This window comes from Cryobacterium sp. TMN-39-2 (assembly GCF_004402745.1).
In the GTDB taxonomy this organism is placed as follows: Bacteria; Actinomycetota; Actinomycetes; order Actinomycetales; family Microbacteriaceae; genus Cryobacterium; species Cryobacterium zongtaii.
Window position 1 is genome coordinate 13404 of the sequence record NZ_SOFX01000016.1, and the last position, 22339, is coordinate 35742.

Annotated in this window: 18 protein-coding genes; 15 read left to right on the forward strand and 3 right to left on the reverse strand. The window is 67.8% G+C overall.

Annotation, left to right across the window (positions count from 1 at the left end):
• Positions 1-32: 32 nt before the first annotated feature.
• The 4 genes from nagA (at position 33) to E3O57_RS05095 (ending at position 5377) form a co-directional block, all read left to right on the forward strand.
• Positions 33-1253 (forward strand): N-acetylglucosamine-6-phosphate deacetylase, encoded by a 1221-nt coding sequence (nagA, locus tag E3O57_RS05080; RefSeq protein WP_103478448.1) that lies wholly within the window; start codon positions 33-35, stop codon positions 1251-1253.
• A gap of 70 nt (positions 1254-1323) precedes the next feature.
• Entirely contained in the window at positions 1324-1863 is a 540-nt protein-coding gene (locus tag E3O57_RS05085; protein ID WP_103461350.1) for a pyridoxamine 5'-phosphate oxidase family protein, read from the forward strand.
• A gap of 128 nt (positions 1864-1991) precedes the next feature.
• Positions 1992-2813, forward strand: coding sequence for an ABC transporter ATP-binding protein (locus E3O57_RS05090; protein WP_103461299.1), 822 nt, complete (start codon positions 1992-1994; stop codon positions 2811-2813).
• On the forward strand, positions 2810-5377 hold the full coding sequence (locus E3O57_RS05095; RefSeq protein ID WP_103478447.1) for an ABC transporter permease: 2568 nt from the start codon (positions 2810-2812) through the stop codon (positions 5375-5377). The genes E3O57_RS05090 and E3O57_RS05095 overlap by 4 nt, the downstream gene beginning before the upstream one ends.
• A 90-nt stretch (positions 5378-5467) precedes the next feature.
• Here the strand turns inward: E3O57_RS05095 and E3O57_RS05100 are convergent, their stop codons facing one another.
• Positions 5468-6091, reverse strand: a complete 624-nt coding sequence (locus E3O57_RS05100) for a superoxide dismutase (protein ID WP_103478446.1) — start codon at positions 6089-6091, stop codon at positions 5468-5470.
• 61 nt (positions 6092-6152) lie between these two features.
• On the opposite strand from E3O57_RS05100, the gene soxR reads away from it, so the two are divergent.
• Entirely contained in the window at positions 6153-6617 is a 465-nt protein-coding gene (gene soxR, locus E3O57_RS05105; protein WP_103478445.1) for a redox-sensitive transcriptional activator SoxR, read from the forward strand.
• A gap of 48 nt (positions 6618-6665) precedes the next feature.
• Complete coding sequence (locus tag E3O57_RS05110; RefSeq protein ID WP_088457279.1) at positions 6666-6788, forward strand: ribosomal protein bL36; 123 nt, start codon at positions 6666-6668, stop codon at positions 6786-6788.
• A 146-nt stretch (positions 6789-6934) separates the two neighbouring features.
• Here the strand turns inward: E3O57_RS05110 and E3O57_RS05115 are convergent, their stop codons facing one another.
• A complete protein-coding gene (locus E3O57_RS05115; RefSeq protein ID WP_103461294.1) occupies positions 6935-7741 on the reverse strand; it encodes an IclR family transcriptional regulator in 807 nt (268 codons plus the stop codon).
• Between the two features lie 359 nt (positions 7742-8100).
• Between E3O57_RS05115 and E3O57_RS05120 the strand changes: the two genes are divergently transcribed.
• From E3O57_RS05120 to E3O57_RS05155, 8 genes are all read left to right on the forward strand, one after another.
• A complete protein-coding gene (locus tag E3O57_RS05120; RefSeq protein WP_165787837.1) occupies positions 8101-10407 on the forward strand; it encodes a tagaturonate reductase in 2307 nt (768 codons plus the stop codon).
• Between the two features lie 34 nt (positions 10408-10441).
• Positions 10442-11827 carry a glucuronate isomerase gene (gene uxaC, locus E3O57_RS05125; RefSeq protein ID WP_103478443.1) on the forward strand — a complete coding sequence of 462 codons (1386 nt, stop codon included), beginning with the start codon at positions 10442-10444 and terminating at the stop codon, positions 11825-11827.
• A gap of 49 nt (positions 11828-11876) precedes the next feature.
• On the forward strand, positions 11877-13316 hold the full coding sequence (locus tag E3O57_RS05130) for a glycoside-pentoside-hexuronide (GPH):cation symporter (RefSeq protein WP_088457275.1): 1440 nt from the start codon (positions 11877-11879) through the stop codon (positions 13314-13316).
• A gap of 34 nt (positions 13317-13350) precedes the next feature.
• A complete protein-coding gene (locus tag E3O57_RS05135) occupies positions 13351-14895 on the forward strand; it encodes a UxaA family hydrolase (protein ID WP_103478442.1) in 1545 nt (514 codons plus the stop codon).
• A complete protein-coding gene (locus tag E3O57_RS05140) occupies positions 14895-15890 on the forward strand; it encodes a sugar kinase (protein ID WP_103478441.1) in 996 nt (331 codons plus the stop codon). The genes E3O57_RS05135 and E3O57_RS05140 overlap by 1 nt, the downstream gene beginning before the upstream one ends.
• Positions 15887-16537 (forward strand): bifunctional 4-hydroxy-2-oxoglutarate aldolase/2-dehydro-3-deoxy-phosphogluconate aldolase, encoded by a 651-nt coding sequence (locus E3O57_RS05145; protein WP_103461289.1) that lies wholly within the window; start codon positions 15887-15889, stop codon positions 16535-16537. Before E3O57_RS05140 ends, E3O57_RS05145 begins: the two co-directional genes overlap by 4 nt.
• A 123-nt stretch (positions 16538-16660) precedes the next feature.
• Complete coding sequence (locus E3O57_RS05150; protein WP_133159690.1) at positions 16661-18925, forward strand: bifunctional diguanylate cyclase/phosphodiesterase; 2265 nt, start codon at positions 16661-16663, stop codon at positions 18923-18925.
• A 100-nt stretch (positions 18926-19025) separates the two neighbouring features.
• Positions 19026-19904 carry an SDR family oxidoreductase gene (locus tag E3O57_RS05155; RefSeq protein ID WP_088457270.1) on the forward strand — a complete coding sequence of 293 codons (879 nt, stop codon included), beginning with the start codon at positions 19026-19028 and terminating at the stop codon, positions 19902-19904.
• Positions 19905-19983: 79 nt separating this feature from the next.
• On the opposite strand, the gene E3O57_RS05160 is transcribed toward E3O57_RS05155, so the two are convergent.
• Positions 19984-20397 (reverse strand): PLDc N-terminal domain-containing protein, encoded by a 414-nt coding sequence (locus E3O57_RS05160; protein ID WP_088458119.1) that lies wholly within the window; start codon positions 20395-20397, stop codon positions 19984-19986.
• Between the two features lie 260 nt (positions 20398-20657).
• Here E3O57_RS05160 and E3O57_RS05165 point away from each other — a divergent pair, with 260 nt between their 5' ends.
• Positions 20658-22208 (forward strand): diguanylate cyclase, encoded by a 1551-nt coding sequence (locus tag E3O57_RS05165; RefSeq protein ID WP_103478439.1) that lies wholly within the window; start codon positions 20658-20660, stop codon positions 22206-22208.
• Positions 22209-22339 lie beyond the last annotated feature (131 nt).

Here is a 22339-nt window from a genome sequence, read left to right on the forward strand (position 1 = left end):
CAGCCGCCACCGACAACCCTGGAGACCCCGTCATGACACCGCTCATTTCCCGACCCGACACCGCAGAGCCCGGGCACGCGCCCGCGCTGCCGGGCGACGCCGGACCGGGCACCGAGACGCCGCTGCTTCTCGCTGCCGGCACAGTGGTCCTGCCCGACCGGGAGTACTCACCCGGCTGGGTCGAGGTGCGGGGCGGCCTGATCGTCGACTGCGGAGCCGGCGAACCACCCCGGCCCGCGGATGTCTCACTGCCGGCCGGGGTGCTCGCGCCGGGCTTCATCGACGCCCACAACCACGGTGGCGGTGGGGTCAGCTTCAACGATGCGGACACTCACGCCGTCGCCAGGCGTATCACGCAGACCCACCTGGACCACGGCACCACCACCATGATGGCCAGCCTGGTGACCGCGCCCATCGACGAGATGGAGCGCCTTGTTCGAGCGCTCGCCGAGCTGGTGCGCGACGGCCTGCTGGCCGGCATCCACCTGGAAGGCCCCTGGTTGAGCCCCGCGCACCGGGGTGCGCATGCCGAGCAGCTGTTGCTGCTGCCGGACCCGGCGGGTGTCGAGCGGCTGATGGGGGCCGGCGGCGGCGCGGTGCGTATGGTCACCATCGCCCCGGAACTGGAGGGAGGGCTGGCCGCCGTGGCGAGCATTGTGCAGCACGGCGCCGTGGCCGCCATCGGCCATACCGACGCGGACTACGACCTCGCGCAGGCGGCGATCGCGGCCGGGGCCACCGCGGGCACCCATGTCTTCAACGCCATGCGGCCGCTGCACCACCGCCAGCCGGGCGCCGCCCTGGCGCTGCTCGAGGACCCGACGGTGTTCGCCGAGCTGGTCGCCGACGGGGTGCACCTGCACCCGGCGGTCCTGCGCCTGATCACCGAGAGTCCCGCCCGCACGGTTTTCGTGTCGGATGCGATGGCCGCGGCCGGCGCCGCGGACGGCGACTACAAATTAGGGGCCCTGGATGTTCGGGTTGTCAACGGCGAGGCGCGGCTGGTCGACGGCACCATCGCCGGCAGCGTGCTCACCATCAGCCACGCGGTGCGGTACGCGGTGCTCACCGCCGGGGTGCCGCTGCCGGTCGCCATCCGGGCAGCCACCCAGAACCCCGCCGACCTGCTCGCCCTCACCGACCGCGGCCGGATCGTGCCGGGCCTGCGCGCCGACCTGGTGCTGCTCGATGTCGACCTGCACGTGCACGCGACCCTCCTCGAGGGCTCCTGGGTCTCGCGAACTGTGAGTTAAGCCCCAGAAATCTCGGATTTCAGGTGCTTTTCTCACGGTTCGCGAGGGGCGGATGGGTAGGCTCGCGAACGTGAGTGACACCCTGAGAGCGCGGCTGCGGGCCCTGCCCGACTTCCCCGACGACCTGCCCGCATTCGACCCGGCCACCGCCCCGGCCGACCCGGTGGAGCTGTTCCTCAGCTGGTTCGAGGCGGCGCTCGCCGCCGGGGTGCGTCAGCCGCACGCGTTCAGCCTCGCCACCGTCGGGGCCAGTGCCGGCTCCGGGGCCGGGGCGCCGTCGTCGCGGATGCTCATCCTCAAAGACCTCGACGACGACGGATGGCAGTTCGCCACCGCACGCACCTCCCGCAAGGGCCGCGAGCTGGCGGCCAACCCGCAGGCGGCGATGAACTTCTACTGGTCCCAGCTCGGCCGCCAGGTGCGCCTGGTCGGCCCGGTCGTCGAGCTCTCTGCCGAGGCATCCGCCCGGGACTGGGCCGCACGCCCGGCCGCCGATGCGGCACCGAACCCGGCCTGGCAGCTCTACGCGCTGCGCCCCACCGAGATCGAGTTCTGGCAGGCCAGCGCCGACCGCCGGCACATCAGACACCGCTACGACCTTCCCGGCTAGCCCGCGGGCGGCGCTCAGGGTCCGCTCAGGGTCGAGTCAGGGTTTGTCCCGATACCGCCACGCGGTGCGGAGGGCAACACTGGGGATCGACCCCAGCGCGCCCGCGCTCCGACCGTGAAGGACCGTACATGACCGCCCATACGCTCACCTCGAACCACCCGGCGCGCTCGCTCACCGCACCGCCGGCATCCGTGATCGCGTACGCCAGGGGCCTGGTCAAGACCTACGGTACCGGCGAGACCGAGGTGCGCGCCCTGGACGGCATCGACGTGGACTTCGCCCGGGGCGAACTGACCGCGATCATGGGCCCGTCGGGGTCGGGGAAGTCGTCGCTGATGCACTGCATGGCGGGGTTGGACACCGTCACCGCCGGCACCGTGATCGTAGACGACATGAACGTGGGACGCATGTCGCAGCGGCAGCTGACGGCGCTTCGCCGCACCCGGCTCGGCTTCATCTTCCAGTCGTTCAATCTGATTCCCACCCTCACCGCCGCCGAGAACATCACCCTGCCGCTGGACATCGCCCGGCGCCCGGTGGACCGGGCGCATTTCGCCGCGATCGTCGCGGCGGTCGGGCTCGAGGACCGCCTGCACCACCGACCCAGCGAACTTTCCGGCGGCCAGCAGCAGCGGGTGGCCTGCGCCCGAGCCCTGGTGGCCCGGCCGGCCGTGGTGTTCGCCGACGAGCCCACCGGCAACCTCGACTCGAAATCAGCCGGTGACCTGTTGCGGTTCCTGCGCGGGTCGGTCGACGACCTCGGTCAGACGGTCGTGATGGTGACCCACGACGCCCGGGCGGCGGCCTACGCCCACCGGGTCCTGTTCCTCGCCGACGGCCGACTCGTGCAGGAACTCACCGACCCCACCCAGGCGTCGGTGCTCGACGTCATGCGGTCGATGGGCGACGAGACCGAGACCGAGCACGAGCACGACGGCGCCCGGCGATGACCCGGGTCGCGTTGCGCGGCATCCGCGCCCACCTGGTGCGCTTTCTGTTGTCGCTGCTGGCGGTGACCCTCGGGGTCGCCTTCGTGGCGGGCACCCTGTCGCTTCGCACCATGATGGGCTCCACCTTCTCCGGCATCGTGGCCAGCTCGATGCAAGCGGATGTCTACGTGCGCGGCAGCGAGCCCGCCGCCAGTGCCGCCCAGGCCGGCAGCTCGGCCGGTGACGTGCGCGAGGCCATCCCGGCCGATCTCGCCCGGACCCTCAACACCGTCGACGGTGTGCGGCACGCCCTGCCCGCGGTCTCCGGGCCCATCGTGCTCGTCGGCGCGGACGGCACGGCCGTGGTGAGCTCGCAGGCCCCCACCTTCGGGATGGCTCTCCACCCCGACGACGACACCCTCGACATCGTCGCCGGGCGTTCACCCGTCGGCGCTGGGGAGATCGCGCTGGAATCGGCGACCCTCGAGTCGTCGGGCCTGACCGTCGGCGATGAGACCTCGGTGGTGCTCGCCGGTGAGGTCCAGGCCGTGTCGGTCGTGGGAGAGGTGTCGCTCGGGGCGCCGATGGCCGGCGCCACCATCGTCTTCCTCGACGTCGCCACCTCCAACGCCGCCTATGCGCCCGACGGCCTGGTGGCGAGTATCGACGTCTACGGGGACACCGGGGTGGACGAGCAGATCCTGGTCGAGAGGGTCGGCGCGGCCCTGGCCGCCGCCGATGCGGCCGGCGTCGAGACCGTCACCGGCACCGCTATGCGCACCGAGGCCACGGCAGACATCAACGACATGCTCGGCTTCGTGCAGACGTTCATGCTGGTTTTCGCCGGGATCTCCCTGTTCGTGGGCGCGTTCATCATCTCCAACACCTTCGCGATGTCGGTGCAGCAGCGGATGCGCGAGTTCGCGCTCCTGCGCGCCGTCGGCGCCTCGCCCGGTCAGGTGTTCGCCTCCATCCTCATCCAGGCCGCGGTGGTGGGCCTGGTCGGCTCCGCGCTCGGCATTGCCGCCGGCCTCGGCCTGGTGTCGCTCGTGCGGATGGCGGTCGCCCAGATCGGCATGAACCTGTCCGGCAGCATCCCGCTCGACCCCGCCACCGTGGTGATCTCGCTACTGGTGGGCACCCTGGTGAGCATCGCGGCGGCGGCGCTGCCGGCCCGCCGGGCGGCGCTCACCCCTCCGGTGGAGGCCATGCGCGAGGCCGGCGGCGCCAGGTCCAGGTCGCTTCGGCTGCGGTCCATCGTCGGATCCGTTCTCACCGTCGCCGGCCTGGCCGGACTGGTCGCCGCCTGGTCCAGGCCCGACCCCGACGGTCCGGCACTGCTGGGCCTCGGTGCCGCCGGTGTGGTGGTCGGGGTGCTGGTCCTGGCCCCGGTGATCGCCCGGTATTCGCTGAGCGCTATGGCCGCGGTCTTCGTCGTGGCGGTCAAACCGCTGGGCCGGCTGGCCCGCGGCAACGTGATCCGCAACCCGCGCCGCACCGCGAACACCGCGGGGGCGCTCATGATCGGCATGGCCCTGGTGGGCGCGGCCTCGGTGCTCGCCGCGTCGGCGACGGTCTCGACCCGAGCGATCGTGGACGACGGCTGGATCGCGGACTTCTCGGTGCAGTCTGCCGCAGGGGTGGTGCCGACGGGTGTGGTGGCCGACCTGCGCGCCCTGGACACAGTGGACTCCGTCGACGAGCTGCGCTACGGCCCGGCGATGCTGGCCCCCGCAGTTGGTGGCACCGTCGCCGAGCGGTCCATCATCGTGGTGGCGCTGCCGCCCGCCGCGCTCGGGCACACCCTCGACTTCGACGCCGTCGAGGGCACGCTGGCGGGCTTCGCGGCGGGGCAGCTTGCCGTTCAGCGCAGCGTGGCCGACGACCGCGGGTGGACGGTGGGCGACGACGTGACCTTCACGACGGCGGCCGGCGAGGCATCCGCTCCGATCGGCGCCATTGTCGACACCGCCGTGATCGGCGCGCCGATCATCATGCCCGACGGCGCCTTCGAACGCATCGTGCCGTCGTCGCAGATCGCGATCGATTCGTTGCTGATCACCTCGGCCGCGTCCGCCACGCCGGCGGAGGTGCGCGACGACCTGACCGGGGCGGCCGCGCCTTACGTCGTGCTCTCGGTGCTCGACAAGGAGGAGTTCGCCGGCCAGCTGGCCGGGCAGGTCGACCAGATCCTCGGCATCCTCTACGCGATGCTGGCGCTGTCGATCATCATCGCGATCCTCGGCATCGTGAACACCCTGGCGCTGTCGGTGATCGAGCGCACCCGGGAGATCGGGCTCATGCGCGCGGTGGGGCTGGGGCGGATGCAATTGGCCGGGATCATCACCATCGAATCGATCCTCACGGCCCTGTTCGGCACCGTCCTGGGCATGGCCGTCGGGGTGGGCATTGCGTCGCTGATGCCCGCGGTGTTTACCGGGATCGGGCTCACCGAGCTCGCCATCCCCTGGGGCCAGCTCGCGTCGATGCTCGGGGTTGCCGCCCTGGTCGGCGTGCTGGCCGCGCTCTGGCCGGCGATCCACGCGGCGCGGTTGCCCGTGCTGCAGGCCGTGTCGGCGGACTGACCGCGTCAGACGCAGGCGAGCCGTGAGCCAAGCCCCAAAAATCTCAGGTTTTCGGGGCTTTACTCACGGCTCGCCAGAGGGGCGCCGGGGTTACAGCGTGATCAAGCCCGAGGTGGTGTCGCGTGCCTTGGCGAAGCGGGCGGAGACGTTCTCCCAGTCGGTGACGGTCCAGAACGCCTTGACGTAGTCGGCGCGCACGTTCTGGTAGTCGAGGTAATAGGCGTGCTCCCAGACGTCGAGCATGAGCAGCGGGACGATGCCGGCGGGCAGGTTGCCCTGCTGGTCATAGAGCTGCACGATGATGGGCTGCTGACCCAGGGTGTCCCAGGCGAGGATCGACCAGCCGGAGCCCTGAACGCCCATGGCCACGGCGGTGAAGTGAGCCTGGAACTTCTCGAACGAACCGAAGGTGTCGTCGATCGCGGCAGCGAGCTCGCCGGTGGGCTTGTCGCCACCGTTCGGGGACATGTTGGTCCAGAAGATGGAGTGGTTGACGTGGCCGCCGAGGTTGAAGGAAAGGTCCTTCTGAAGCTTGTTGACGAAGGTGAGGTTGCCTGATTCGCGGGCCTCAGCGAGCTGGTCGAGTGCGGCGTTGGCGCCGGTCACATAGGCCTGGTGGTGCTTGCTGTGGTGGAGCTCCATAATGCGCCCGCTGATGGCGGGCTCGAGGGCGGCATAGTCATAGGTCAGCGTGGGAAGCGTATATGCGGTCATTTGTTTACGATATCGTCTCAAGTGCACTTGAGATCAAGGAGAAGGCCCACTGTCAGAGCACTTGTCCAGCAAGGATCTCCTGCCGATCGGGCAGATTGCCGCCCGCGCCGGAGTCCCGGTCTCCACCGTGCGCTACTACGAAACGCTGGGGCTGATCCCCGCGCTGCGCTCCAGCGGCAACGTGCGCCTCTTCCCGCGGCACGTGCTGAGGCGCATCGCCCTCATCCAGGTTTCGGTGCGCTACGGGATCTCGCTGGCCGAGGTCGCCGTGATCCTCAAGGACCTGCCGGACGGCCGCCCACCGAGCCGGGCCGAGTGGGGCACCATTTCCGCCACCTGGGGGGAGCACCTGGCCAGGCAGCAAGCCGTGCTCGAGCGGATGCAGGCCGAACTCACCGGCTGCATCGGCTGCGGTTGCCTGTCGCAAACCCGGTGCGCCGTCGTGAACTCCGATGACCGCCTGCGCACCGACGGTGCCGGCCCGCGCCGGGTGCTCGACGTGCCGGAAGCCGCCGGAACGGAATAATTTCGACCGTTGTGCGTTGCTCTGGGTAACCGACGGAAAGGAGCCAGGATGAAGGTACGTAACTCACTGGGTTCGATGAAGAAGATGCAGGGTTCACAGACGGTGCGGCGCCATGGGCGCACATTCGTCATCAACAAGTTGAACCCCCGATTCAAGGCTCGCCAGGGTTAGTCCCGTCGACTGCGGTGCGCGGGTCCGGCCGATCCGTGCAGCCGCTCGAGTGGCGAGTTGGCATTTCCAGCCCATAACGAATGACCCCGGCAGCGCCGGGGTCATTCTGCGTATCCGGCCAGCGCGAGGCTGACCGCGCCGGTTGCCTAGAGCAGCGTCATCACGTCGCGGGCCGCCGTCATCAGCAGCGGAGCGTAGGACTCGAGCGTCTCCCTGGCTACCAGGGGGGCGATGGTCGTGATGCCGATGCCGCCGATGAGGTGCTGCTGGGTGTCGAACACCGGAACCGCCATGCAGCGGATGTGCTCCTCGTTTTCCTGGTCGTCGATGGAGAAGCCGCGGTTGCGCACCAGCGCACCGTCGGCGAGCAGATCGGCAACGGTTGTGATGGTGAACGCGGTGCGGGAGTGCAGACCGGTGCGGGTCGCGTAATTGCGCACCTCGCTCTCGGGGAGGTGCGCCAGGATCGACTTGCCGATCGCGGTCGAATGCAGCGGAATCTGGCCGCCGACCCGCGAAGCGATCTGAATGGGCTGGGCGGTGTCCTCGATCTTCTCCACATAGGTGGCGAAGTCCCCGGTGCGCAGCGCGAAGTGGATGGTGCTGCGCACGTCGGTCTGCAGCTGCCGGAGTCTGGCTCCCACCAGGTCGGAGTCGTTGGGGCCGGCGGTGAGCTTGAGCGCGAGGAGGCGCAGCGAGCGACCGGGCGCGTAGCTGCCGTCGGGGCGACGGGTGACGTACCCGCTGTCGATCAGCTCGCTCAGCAAGCGGAACACGCTGGTCTTGGCCAGGCCGGTTTCCTTCACCAGGTCGCTGAGCCGGTGGGAGTCACCCGGGTTGGACACGGCCTCAAGCACCCGCAGCAGCTTCTGTGCCGCATTGTCCTTGGCCCGGTTGCCCAGCCCGTCGAGCTCAGGCGCGTTCGTGGCCTCGATCTCGTTCGCCACCGTCATGTGTCCCACCTCTGTTCTCAAGTTCTGCCCTGCGGACCATTTAACCACGATTGCGGAATCTCGCTGGCATCCCACCGCGCCCCGAGCCGGATTCGATGCCGTCAGACCCTTGACAACGCGACAAACGCCTGTTTCGGACGCGTCGTTCCGGTCTGACGTCGATTCCTCGGCCGCCCAAGTTGCGAAAAGGAATCGCGCGGGGTTATGTTGAGTTCACGTGACGGACTCTAGTTCCATCACGCGGAACAGATTCAGAATAGATCTGGCTGATTCTCACAGTGGAGGAACTCATGCAGGGAACTGCGCACGAACCTGGGTCGGCAAGCGAGAGCGCTCTCCCGCTGCCGAGCGGCATCCGAATGGTGACAGGGGCAGGCTCGTTGCCGGCCGTCGAAGTCGCTCTTCCTGCGGCCACCGCGCTGGTCTACCTGCACGGCGCACACGTCGCCCAGTGGACCCCCACCGGCCAGAAACCGGTGCTGTGGATGAGCGGACACAGCGCATACTCATCCTCCGCGGCCCTTCGCGGCGGCATTCCGGTGTGCTTCCCCTGGTTCGGCCCGAATCCCACCGACGCCACGGCACCCAACCACGGTTGGGCACGTATTTCGCCCTGGACCCTCACCGCTGCAGCCATCGTCGGCCCCGATGCCGTGCTCACCTTCGACCTGGCCGGTACGCAGCCCGATGAGGCCGGCACTGCCCAGCCGGTGTCGCTGCGATACACCGTTACCATCGGCGCCCAGCTCACCCTCGAGCTCGTGGTTTTCAACGAGGGAACCGCCACAGTTTCGGTGGAGACCGCACTCCACACCTATTTCGCCGTCGGCGACGCCCGCACGACTCAGCTCCTCGGGCTCACTGACCTGCCCTACCTCGACCGCAGCGTCACCCCGGCCGTCACGTCGAGTTCGGCCCTGCCCGTCTCCATCGTCGGCGCCGAGATCGACCGGATCTACCCGATGCCCCGCACCGTCACCATCGACGACGTCACCAATGCACGCACCATCACGGTCGGCGACACCGATGCCGCCCAGACCGTCGTCTGGAACCCCGGCACCGTCAAGGCCGCCGCGATGGGCGACTACGGCGACGACGAATGGACCGAGACCGTCTGCGTCGAGGCCTGCAACGTGCGCGACCAGGCCGCCATCCTCGCCCCGGGCCAGAGCACCAGCATGAGCGTCAGCATCGCTGTCGCACCCCACCCGCAACACACCGAACAGCACCACGAAGGACAGCTCGTCATGGAACGACTCACCAGCGCCATCCACCCGGTTCAGACCCTGCCCACCCGCGCCATCCAGTTCGGCGAGGGCAACTTCCTGCGCGGATTCGTGGACTGGCAGCTGCAGCAGATGAACAAGCAGGGGCTGTTCAACGGTGGCGTCAAGATCGTGCAGCCCCTGGCCGGCGGCCTCGTCGCCATGCTCGAGGAGCAGGACGGCCTGTACACGGTGCTGCTGGAAGGCAAGCAGGACGGCGAAGAAGTGCAGTCCCACGAGGTGATCACTCTGGTCAACGGCACCGTCAACCCGTACACCGACTACGACGCCTACCTCGCCCTCGCCGAAGACGACGACATCGAGTTCATCTTCTCCAACACCACCGAGTCCGGCATTGTCTACAACGCAGAAGACAAGCCGGCCGACACGCCCCACGCCAGCTTCCCCGGCAAGCTCACCGCGCTCTTGTTCCGCCGGTTCGGGCTCGGCAAGAAGGGCTTCCAGCTGATTCCGTGCGAGCTCATCGAGCGCAACGGCGACAAACTCAAGGAAACCGTTCTCGCAACCGCCGCGAACTGGGGCCTCAGCGCCGACTTCATCCAGTGGGTCAACACCGACAACACCTTCTACTCCAGCCTGGTCGACCGGATCGTCCCCGGCTACCCCAAGGACCGCGCCGAGGAACTCTGCGCCGAGTTCGGCTTCGAAGACCGCCTCATCGTCAAGGCCGAACCGTTCCTGCTCTGGGTCATCGAGGGCCCGCAGTCACTCACCGAGACCCTGCCGCTGGCCCGGGCCGGCCTCAACGTCACCGTGACCGACGACATGACCCCGTACCGCGAACGCAAGGTGTTCCTGCTCAACGCCCCGCACACCACGATGGCCTCCCTCGCCCGCCTCGCCGGCGTTGAGACCGTGCGCGACGTGATGCTCGATGCCGACTTCGGCCCGCTCGTCGAAGCGGTGATGTACGAGGAGATCATGCCCGTGCTCGACCTGCCGCACGACGAACTCGCCGCATACGCCGAGTCGGTGAAGGAGCGCTTCGAGAACCCGTTCATGCACCACGAGCTCTCCGCAATCGCCCTGAACAGCGCCTCCAAGTTCAAGAGCCGCCTGCTGCCGGTGCTCACCGGTTTCCACACCAAGAACGGCACCTTCCCGCCCCGCGTCACGCTCGCGCTTTCCGCCATCCTGCTCGCCTACAGCGGCGACCCGGCCGTCACGATCACCCCGGTCGACAGCGCTGAGACCATCGCGGCCTTCCACGCCGCCTACGCCACGGATGCTTACGTCGCCACGATCCTGGCCGACACCACCCTGTGGGGCACCGACCTCACCGAGCTCGACGGCCTCGTCGACCAGGTCGCTGCCGGCCTCGACGCCCTGCGCGACCGCGGCGTGCGCGCCACCATCGCCGACCTCGCCGTCCGCGCCTAACCCCCGACCGACCCCAGACAAAGGACCGCAGATCATGCTCCTCAACGACGACTTCCTGCTCGGCACCGACATGGCGAAGAAGCTGTTTCACAATCACGCCAAGCACATGCCGATCATCGATTTCCACTGCCATCTGAACCCCCAGGAGATCTACGAAGACCAGAACTTCGCCAGCATCACCGAGGTGTGGTTGAAAGGCGACCACTACAAATGGCGCCTGATGCGTGCCAACGGCGTGCCGGAGAACCTCATCACCGGCGACGGCGACGACTTCGACAAGTTCTACGCGTGGGCCGGTACCGTCGAAAAGGCTCTCGGCAACCCGCTCTACGTGTGGACCCACCTCGAACTCAAGCGCTTTTTCAACATCGACTTGGTCCTCAGCCGCGAAACCGCCCGCGAGGTCTACGACCGCGCCAACGCCCTGCTGGCCACGGCCGGGTTCTCCCGCCGCAGCCTGATCCGGTCCAGCAACGTCACGGCCATCTGCACCACGGATGACCCCGCAGACGACCTGCACTTCCACGAACTGCTCCAGAGCGAGACGGCCTTCACCGTCGTCCCCGCGTTCCGCCCGGACAAGGCCATGAACATCCACGCCGCCGGTTTCGCGGACTACCTGGTCACCCTCGGCACGGCCGCCGGGGTCAAGATCGGCTCCTTCGCCGACATCGTCGACGCACTGTCGGCCCGGGTCGACTTCTTCCACTCCATGGGCGCCCGGCTCTCCGACCACGCCCTGGACACCGTCGTATATGCGGAGTCAACCGAAGCCGAGCTCGACGTCATCGTCACGACGGCCAGGACCGGCGGCACGCTCACCGACCTCGGCATCGCCCAGTACCGCACCGCGGTGCTCAAGGCGCTGATGCGCATGTACCACCGCAAGAACTGGACCATGCAGCTGCACCTGCACGCCCTGCGCAACACCAACACCGTGATGCTGGGCAAGCTCGGCCCGGACACCGGCTACGACGGCCTCAACGACCGCAGTGTCGCCGAGCCGCTCGCCGCGTTGTTCGACTCGATGGAACTCGAAGACGCCATCCCGCGCACAATGCTCTACTCCCTGAACCCCAACGACTACATGCCGCTCGTCACGCTGATGGGCGCCTACCAGAAGGACACCGTTCAGAAGATGCAGCTGGGCAGCGCCTGGTGGCACAACGACACCCGCAACGGCATGCGGCTGCAGCTGTCCACCTTCGCCGACGAGAGCCTGCTCTCCAACTTCGTCGGCATGCTCACCGACTCCCGCAGCTTCCTGTCCTACCCGCGGCACGAGTACTTCCGCCGCATCCTCTGCGAGCTGATTGGCGAATGGGTCGAACTCGGCGAGGTCCCCGACGACGAGGCCATCCTCGGCCGGATGGTCGAAGACATCTGCTTCAACAACGCGAACAACTACTTCGGTCTGTAACCAGGCCACTCCCCGATATCCGTTCAAATCGAAAGTGTGTATGTGAGTCATGGCAATTCAAACTGGTATTGAAGCTGGGGAATCAGCCCCAGCTGCTCCTCAGCCCGGCACCGCCACCATCGAGCGCATCTCCACCAAGGAGAAGGTCTCTTATGGGTTCGGCGACTTCGGCAACGGCTTCATGTTCGACCTGGGCCAGTCGTACCTGACCAAGTTCTGGATCGACACCGCCGGCATTGCCGCGGGCGTCGTGGCCCTCATCTTCTCGCTCGCCAAGATCTTCGACGCGTTCATGGACCCGATCGCGGCGGCCTACATCGACAGCCGCAAGTTCGGCAAGCGCGGCAAGTTCCGCCCGGTGATGATGGTCTCCTCGATCCTCCTCGGCGTGATGACCGTGGTCACCTTCACGATGCCCGACGTCAGCATGGGCTGGAAGATCGCCTACGCGGCCGGCACCTACGCCATCTGGGGCCTCATCTACTCCTTCACCAACGACCCGTACGGGTCGCTGGCCTCGGTGATGACCCGCAACATCAAGGACCGCGCCCAGCTGGCCACCACCCGCCAGGCCGGTTCGCTCGGTGCTCAGTGGATCTGCGGCTTCGCCTTCATCCCGATCATGATGGTGTTCGGCGGCATGACCGGCGCCAACTACATGTGGGCCTCCGCGGTGTTCGCCCTCATCGGCATCATCTCCTTCTACATCTGCTACCGCGGCACCAAGGAACGCGTCTACGTCAACCGCGCCGTGGGCTTCGAGCAGAACGGCATGAAGGACTACGCCAAGGCGATCTTCACCAACCGGCCGCTGCTCGGCCTGGTGCTGATGACCCTGTTCACGATCTCCGCCATGAACGTGAACAACATGATGATGATCTTCTTCGCCGAATACAACCTCGGCAACATCGCCCTGCAACCGGTGCTGAACCTGGTCATGATCGGCGCCTCCATCGTGGGCATCATGTTCGTGCCCCGCCTGGTCGGCCGATTCGGCAAGAAGCGCACCGCCATGGGCGGATTCATCATCGGTGTGATCGCCAACGGCCTGAACTTCATGATCCCCACCAACCTGTGGACCTTCATGCTGCTGGTGACCATCGGCTACATGGCCCTGGCCATCCCGAACGCCGTCACCTGGGCGTTCGTCTCCGACACCATCGACTACGGCGAATGGCACACCGGAGTGCGCAAGGAGACCATGACCTACGCGGCCTTCAACTTCTCCCGCAAGATCGCCCAGTCCATTGCCGCCCTCGTGGGCGCCGGGATGCTCGCAGTAACCGGCTACATCGCCCAGGGCGCCAGCCAGTCGGAGGAAACCCTCTTCGGTATCAAGGCCGTGATGACCCTCTACCCGGCCGTCGCCCTCGCCCTGGCCGCCGTGATCGTCTACTTCCTCTACAACCTGTCCGACGACAAGTACACCGCCATCGCCCACGACCTCGAAGCAGGCCGCTGGGAAAAGGGAATCATCGGCCAGGCGTAAGCCCGACCGTCTCGCTTATCTAAGGACTCATTTCATGTCACAGATCGACAGCATCACCACCGGCACTTCCGTGCTGGTCATGGCCGAGGGCGACGACGTCGCGGTCGCCCTCCGAGACCTCCAGCCAGGGGAGACCCTCCCCGTCGGCGACGGTCTCCTCACCGTCACCACGCTCATCCCGAGCGGCCACAAGGTCGCCCTCACCGACCTCGATGTCGGCGCCACCGTGCACAAGTACGGCCAGTCGATCGGGGTTGCCACGGCGCCGATCAGCCGGGGCGAGCAGGTGCACAGCCACAACATCGGCATGGACCTCGCTGCCCGCACCCACGAATTCGGCACCGTGCACACCGAGCTGCCGGCCCCGACGGCCCGCCGAACCTTCGACGGTTACCGCCGGGCCGACGGCCGGGCCGGTACGCGTAACTACATCGCGATCCTCACCACGGTCAACTGCTCCGGAACCACTGCCAAGCTCATCGCCGACAGATTCCGCGGTGGCGCGTTGGACGGGTTCGAGAACGTCGACGGCGTCATCGCCCTCACCCACCAGAGCGGCTGCGGCCTCGTGCTGGAAAGCGAAGGCGCCCAGGTGCTGCTCCGCACGCTCAACGGTTATGCCAGCCATCCCAACATCGCGGGCGTCCTGATGCTCAGCCTCGGCTGCGAGATGACCCCGACCAGCCTGGTCCTCGCCGAGGGAGCCCTGCCCAGCGACACCGTGGTGGAGTCCCTGTCGATCCAGGAGACCGGCGGCATGCGCAACACCGTCGCCGCCGGCGTCGAGAAGATCCTGGACCTGGCCGGACAGATCAATAACCGCCACCGTGAACCCATCGACATCTCCGAGCTGGTGCTGGGCCTGAACTGCGGCGGCTCCGACGGTTACTCCGGCATCACGGCCAACCCGGCCCTGGGCTGGGCGTCGGATGTGCTCGTGGCGCACGGCGGAACATCCGTTCTCGCCGAGACCCCGGAGATCTATGGCGCCGAGCACCTGCTCACCGCCCGCGCCACCACCCCCGCGGTCGGTCACAAGCTGATCGACCGGATCGACTGGTGGGAAACCTACATCCACGCCAACGGCGGCACCATGGACAACAACCCCTCCCCGGGCAACAAGGCCGGCGGTATCAGCACCATTCTGGAGAAGTCGCTGGGCGCCGTTGCCAAGGCCGGCCACGCCGATCTCGCCGCCGTGTACGAGTACGCGGAACCGATCGACACCCGCGGCCTGGGCTTCATGGACACCCCCGGGTACGACCCGGTCTCGGTCACCGGCCTGGTCGCCGGCGGGGCCACCGTCGTGGTCTTCACCACCGGCCGCGGCTCGGTCTTCGGCTGCAAGCCCACCCCGAGCATCAAGGTGGGCACCAATACGGAACTGTTCCTGCGCCAGGGCGACGACATCGACATCGACGCCGGCCGGATCGCCGACGGCAACGCCACCGTAGACGAGGTCGGCGCCGAGATCCTCGAGATGATCATCGCCGTCGCCAGCGGCACCCAGACCGTCAGCGAAGAATTCGACGTGGGCCAGGAAGAGTTCGTGCCGTGGCACATCGGGGCCGTGACCTAATGGGTGCCTCAGCGCCAACCGTGGTCTGCTTCGGCGAGACGATGGGCATGTTCACGCCCACCAGCTCGGTGCCGTTGAACACCGCAACCGGTTTCACCCTGGGCACCGGCGGTGCCGAATCGAACGTCGCCATGCACCTGGCCGAACTCGGCCACGCCGTGGCGTGGGCCAGCGCCGTGGGCACCGACCCGGTCGGCACCAAGATCATCGACGCCCTCGGCGCCGCCGGCGTCGACACCCGGTGGGTCGGCCGCACCGCCGACGCACCAACCGGGCTCTACCTCAAGGAGCCCGACACCGGCAGCGGAGCACACGTGTTCTACTACCGCCAAGGCTCGGCGGCATCCACGCTGAAGATCGCGGATGCCGCCGGCTGGCCCCTGGCCGGCGCCCGGTGGATCCACACCACCGGGATCACCCCCGCGTTGTCGGACAGCTGCTCCGCTCTTGTGGAACACGTGCTCGACCACGCCCCGGACTGGGGGGCGTCGGTCTCGTTCGACATCAACTTCCGCCCCGGTATCTGGTCGGTTCTGGATGCCGCGCCGCGGCTGCTCGCCCTGGCCGAGAAGGCAACCGTCGTGCTCGTCGGACTCGATGAAGCCGCCGTGCTGTGGGGCTGTGCCACCGCGGCCGACGTGCGGGCCCTGCTGCCCCGGCTGCCGTATCTGGTGGTGAAGGATTCCTCGATCGATGCCACCGAATTCGCCCTCGCCGCGGACGGCACCGACACCGTCACGGTGGTGCCGGCCCGCAAGGTCGACGTCGTCGAACCCGTCGGCGCGGGCGACGCCTTCGCCGCCGGCTACCTGTCCAGCCTGCTCTCTGCGGAACCCTCCGCGGAGCGCCTGGAGCGCGGTCACTCCCGCGCCGCCTGGGCGCTGGGCAGCCGCCAGGACTTCCGCCCGGGACTCGGCCAGCGGATGTCGGCCGACGAACCGTCCGCGCCAGCCACCCACGACCGTACGTTCGACCTCAGGAGAGAACCCGCATGACCTCGTTCACCAGCACCACCACCACCCAGCCGCTCGGCGCCACCCAGTGGTTCCCCGGCGACTTCTTCCGAGTCCCCGTCATCGCGGTCTTCCGCGGGCTGTCGGCCGCCGAAGCCGTACGCCTGTCGGTGCGCGCCTGGGACGCCGGGGTTGAACACGTCGAAATCCCGATCCAGACCCTCGACGCCGTCCCCGTGCTGCAGGCCGTCGCCGACGCTGCTGCCGAACGAGGCCTCGTGATCGGCGCCGGCACCGTGACCACGATCGACCAGCTCGACGCTGCGACGAACGTGGGCGTCGCGTTCACGGTCTCGCCCGGCCTCGACCCGGCCATCGTGGCCGAAAGCGTGCGCCGCGGCATCCCGCACCTGCCGGGCATCGCCACGGCCACCGAAATCCTGCAGGCCCGCGCCCTGGGTCTCACCTGGGTGAAGGCGTTCCCCGCGTCCCTGCTCGGAGCGGCCTGGGTCAAGGCCCAGAAGGGTCCGTACCCGGACACCAACTTCATCGCCACCGGCGGCGTCACCGCCCTGAACGCGCCGGAATTCCTGGCCGCGGGCACCAGCGTGGTCGGCCTCTCCGGCGCTTTCGCCGACGACGCCCAGCTCGACCTTGTGCGCGCCCTGATCGCCGGCACCCGCAAATAACAATTCGCATCACCCGGGCCCCGCGACCGCACGGTCGCGGGGCCCGTTCCGGTCGCCAGGGACCAAAGTCACGGCCGGCCGGGCGGTAGGCTGAGCGGAGATCTGAGGGAGAGTCACGTGTGGGTGAGCTGGCGTGACAGAACGCATCGCGGCGACGGGGACCGATGGCTGATCTGGGCCGTTTTTGTGCTTGTGGCGGCGTACACGCTCGGACTGCTTCTGCACGGTACGGGCCCCAGCCCCCTCGTTGACATCTGGTTGGGCGAGCTCACCCAATGGGTGCCCGTCGCGGTCTTCTGGGTGGCCGTTGTGCGCACGGGCTTCACCCGCGGCGACGTGCTCTTCGCCACGCTCGCGGTGACGTTCAATGCCGCCGCCGACACTTACTACGTGCTCGCTATGGATGCGGGCGGCGAACTGCCGTTCCCGTCCCCGGCCGATTTCGGGTATCTGCTGTTTTACCCGCTGATGCTGCTCGCCCTCGTGGCTCTTGTCCGCAGACAGATGCGCGGCCTGGCCTGGTCCGTCCTGCTGGATAGCGCGGTCGGGGCCCTCGGCGCTGCCGCGGTCCTCGCTGCCGTCCTCGGCCCGGTGCTCACCGAGGCGGCCGATGAGTCCGCCATCCTGGCCACAGCCGTCGCGGTTGCTTACCCGGTCTTCGACCTGCTCCTCGTCGCCGCGATCGCCGGCATCGCCGCCGCCCCGGGCTTGCACATCGGCCCGCGCTGGGCGTTTCTGGTCGGCGGCCTCGTCGTCTTCGCCGGCGCCGACGTGTTCTATGCGCTGCTTGAGGTGAGCGGCACCTACATCGTCGGCGTTCCGCTCGATGCCGCGTGGGCGCTCGGTCTCGCCCTGATGGCGGTGTGGGTCGACGCGACCGACCGCCCTCAACGCGGCACCGTCGTGGGCGACCGAAAGACCCCGGCCCTGTTCGTTCCCGCGGTGGCCGTCGCCGCCGGACTGGGCGTACTCATCCTCGGCACGCAGGTCGTCCAGCCGGTTGCCGCGGTCATCCTGGCCAGCCTCACCGTGTCCCTGGCCGCGATCCCGCTGGTATTCCGGCAACGGCTGCTGCGCCGGCAGGCCCGGACCGACGACCTGACCGGGCTGCCCAACCGGCGGGCGCTGTACACGGATGCGCCCGCGCTGCTCACCCTCAGTCGCACACCCTCCCGTCAACGGCACAGTGCGCTCCTGCTACTCGACCTCGACAGGTTCAAGGAAGTCAACGACAGCCTCGGACACGACGTCGGCGACAGGCTGCTGGTGCTGGTGAGCGGCCGCCTGGCGGCAGCGCTGCCGCCGGGAGCCAGGCTGGCCCGGCTCGGCGGCGACGAATTCGCCATCCTGCTCGCTGATGCCGGCGAGGCCGAGGCCACCGTCGTGGCGTTGGGCCTTCGGGACGCGCTCGCCCAAACCTTCGCCCTCGAGGGGCTGGCCGTGCAGACCAGTGTCAGCATCGGCATCGCGTTGTTCCCCGAGCAGGGCCGCGACCTCAGCGATCTGCTGCGCCGTGCCGACATGGCGATGTACAAGGCCAAGTCCGGCCGGCACGGCCACCACGTGTACCAGTCCGAAGATGACAGTCACGGCGACACCAGGCTGCGCACCCTGCAAGACCTGCGCCTGGGCCTTACCGACGACCAACTCGTGGTGTACTACCAGCCCAAGATCGGCCTGCAAAACGGTGAGGTCACCGGTGTCGAGGCACTCGTGCGCTGGCAGCATCCGACCCGCGGGCTGCTGCTGCCCGAGGACTTCCTCGACCTCGTCGAGGAATCGGGGCTGATGCACACACTCACCCGGATCGTGCTGACCAAGGCTCTCGATCAAGCCGTGCTTTGGCACGCTGGTGGCCACGCCCTGACCATCGCGGTCAACATCTCGGCCAGCTCCCTCGTCAACGTCGAGTTCCCGGAGGAGGTCGTGCGCATGGTCAACGCACGACGGCTGCCGGCGTCGGCGTTGATGCTGGAGGTCACCGAAGACTTCTTGATGAGCGACCGCGACCGGGCTAGGGACGTGCTCACCCGGCTGCGGGAAGCCGGAATCCAGATCGCGGTCGACGACTTCGGCACCGGCTACAGCTCGCTCTCCTACCTGCGCGACCTGCCCATCGACGAGCTCAAGTTGGACAGGTCATTCGTGTTGCCGATGACCCATGACGCCCGCGCGGCCTCGCTGGTGGCGTCCACCATCGAGCTGGCGCACAGCCTGGGCCTGCGAATGGTTGCCGAGGGTGTCGAGAGCAGTGTGGCGTACGACGAGCTGGCCCGATACGGCTGCGATCATGCGCAAGGCTTCTTCATGTCGCGGCCGATTCCGGCCCTGGAACTGGACGAGTGGTTAGCGACTCGCCACGATCTGGAACCGGGCGCCGTGAACTGAATCCGGCTCCTGCCGTGACGATCGGCGGGCTGGACGCGTCTTAGTCATGAACCCGGCAAGCCGTGTACCGGCTTCGACCGTTCGCCAGCAAGGAGCTTTCATGACCGACGTCCAGAACCCCGTCACCAGTTATCACACCGGCGGCTTCCCGCTGCAGCAGCAGGACCAGCCCGGCCTCACCACGGCGACCGTGCCGCGCCCCGACCACGGCGAAGACACCTATGTCGGCACCGGGAAGCTCGTGGGCAAGCGGGCGTTGATCACCGGCGGTGACTCGGGGATCGGCCGTGCCGTCGCGATCGCCTTCGCCAGGGAGGGTGCCGACGTGGCCATCTCCTACCTGCCCGAAGAGCAGGAAGACGCCGAAGACACCGCGTCGCTCGTGCGGGCTGCCGGCCGCACCGCGGTGCTGCTGGCCGGCGACATCCGCAACGAACAGCACTGCATCGACATTGTGGAGCACACCACGGCTCAGCTCGGCGGTCTCGACATTCTCGTGCTGAACGCCGCGTACCAGGAGAACCGCAACGGTCTGGAGACGCTCTCGACCAAGGAGTTCGACAGGGTCTTCAAAACCAACCTCTACGCGACGCTGTGGATCGCCCGTGCCGCGATCCCGCACCTCAATGCGGGGTCGTCGATCATCACGACCACGTCCATCCAGGCGTCCAGCCCGTCACCGGAACTGATCGACTACGCGATGACCAAGGCGGCGCTGGTCGCGTTCACCCAGGCCCTCGCCCAGCAGCTGGGATCCACCGGGGTGCGGGTCAACGCCGTAGCACCCGGGCCGATCTGGACCCCGCTGATCCCCGCGACCTCGTGGCCGGAGAAACTGCCCACTTTCGGTCAGGACACACCGCTGGGCCGGGCCGGGCAGCCCGCCGAGCTGGCGTCGGCGTACGTCTACCTGGCGTCGACGGACTCGTCGTACACGTCCGGTGCCGTGCTGCCGGTCACCGGCGGACGCGCGTTCTAACCCGAGCGCGAACACAGCGACAGCAGGCGGCGGCATCTCGGATGCGCCGCCCGCTGTCTGTGCTCGTCGGTCGACCGGATCAGACGACGTCGGATCGGGCCTGGGTGTTACCCAGCGCCCGGTCCTTCAAGACCGCGTACTCGCCCTGGCTGATCGCTCCGGAGTCGAGGAGCTGCTTGGCCTGGGCGATGTCCTGCGCGGGATTGCTGCCGGCGACACTTCTGATGTACTCGTCGGTACTCGCCCTCTCCTGCATCCCGGCGCTGACCTGGCGCTCCGCCATACCGCGGCCGCGTGCGATGACGTACACGAGCACGGTCAGGATGGGCACGAAGACCATGAACAGCAGCCATGCCGCCTTCGCCCATCCGTTCAGGGTTCGATCCCGGAACACGTCGATGATCACAGCGAAGAGTGCGAATAGGTAGGACACGAACACGAATGTCCAAAAGAAGAATCCGATGAAATCCCAAAAATTAGACCAGAAACTCATGGTCGGCACCTTTCCCTGTAACGTCTGGCCGAGGCCCTGCCGCCGCATGGGGCAGCGTGTCACAGTCCTTGGCTGGTAATCACGTTAATCACACAGGGCGGTTCTGGATCACCCGGAATGGGTGAGAAGGGCACCGCGTCAACCTGGGTTGGGGGAGGCTGTGGACGGCTAGGCTGAGCGTCAACAGTGCGTCCTCTCCCTCGAGAAGACCTCCGGCGGGTTTTGACACATCGGAACCGACTGTTGGGGAGGGGGACGCAGTGACGGCAATCGAACTGACGGTCGATGACCGGCTGGCGTGGGTCGAGCGCCAGTACTGGATCGACAAGGATGTCGCGCTCGCTGCAGCCGAAGACTGGCTGGCGGAGTTGGGAGCAGGCGAGCACGGTGCGCTGAGCCGGCGCCTCGAGGTGCAGATCGCCTCGATCATGACCCGCAGGGGAGATCCGAGCCAGGGAGCCACCGATGTGCAGCGCATTCTGCGCTGGGCAGAGCGGCACGGCGAGCTCACCCTGCAGTCCCGCTGCCACGACGTTCTCGGATCGGTATTCGAGATGGTGGGCGACCGGGCCCTGGCCCTGGAACACGCCGTCGCCACGAACGACCTTCTGAGCGAGTCCGAGAGCCCCCTGATGCGGGCCGCCGCTCGCCTGACCCTGGCCGACGCCCTCGGCTCCACCGGATCGTTCGACGAGGCACGCCGCCGCTACAACGAGGCACTTCGTCTGGTCATCGACGACCCTGAAACCAGCATCCGCTACATGATCTTGAACAACCTCGCCTTCACGGAGTACCTGGCCGGCAATCAGGACGACGCACTCGTCGCTGTCGAGAGCCTGCTCGCGCTGTCCGAACTCAACAACCGCCCGATCGGCATGTACGCCCGCGACACTATCGCCAGGGTTTACCTCTCTGCCGGACGGCTGGAGGAAGCCGAAGCGACCCTGGTGGCGGCCATCGAGGCCAAGCCGGTCGACTTCCACCCCGACAGCATCGCCGCCGCCCAGGTCACCCTGGCCGAGACCTGTCGCAGGCGGGGGCATCTGGATGAGGCCCAGGCCGTCGTCGACCAGTGTCGGGAGCTCACCCGGGAGAACGGGCTCGTGCGCTGGGCCACCGAGCTCATGCGCGAGCAGGCGGAGATCTACGCCGAACGAGAGGATTTTCGGGCGGCGTTCGAGGCCTACCGCAGTTACCACGAACAGTCCATCGCTCTCGGCGCCAGCGAGAACGAGGCGCGCGGACGCATCCTCGAGGCGATGTTCCAGACCGCTGAGTCCCGCCGGGAAAGCGAGCGCTACCGCGAGATGGCCGAACGCGACCCGTTGACAGAGCTGCGCAATCGTCGGTTCGTCGACGAGCACCTCAGCAACCTGTTGTCCCTCCTCCGCGAGGGTGGCGCACCCATCGCCATCGCGATGATCGACGTCGACCATTTCAAGCGCATCAATGACACGCTTTCGCACGAGGTCGGTGACGACGTGCTGCGGACGCTCGGCCGCATTCTGACGCAGGCTGTCGCGTCGGTTCCCGGGGCGATCGCGGCGCGTCTAGGCGGGGAAGAATTCCTTCTCATTCTGCCCGCCCACGACGCGGCCGCCGCGGGCGCACTGTGTGAAAAGGTGCGGCTGGATGTGGCCGGTCACGATTGGTCGCCCATCGACGCCGGCTTGCGGGTCACCGTGAGTCTGGGCGTCGCGCTCGCCCCGGACGATGCGGCCACGAGCTCGTCGCTGTTGCGGGCCGCCGATGTGCGCATGTACGTGGCCAAGCGGGACGGCCGCAACCGCGTGGTGCACGCCGGCGCCTGACCCATTTCGCCCAAGTGGTCGGCGGCCGAGCGTTACAGGCCTTGCGCCAGGCGGTAGTACGCCTGGTTCCATCGGACCTCGCGGGAGAAGTCCCGCAGGGTGGTGGTTTCATCGATCACGAGGAGCTCGGT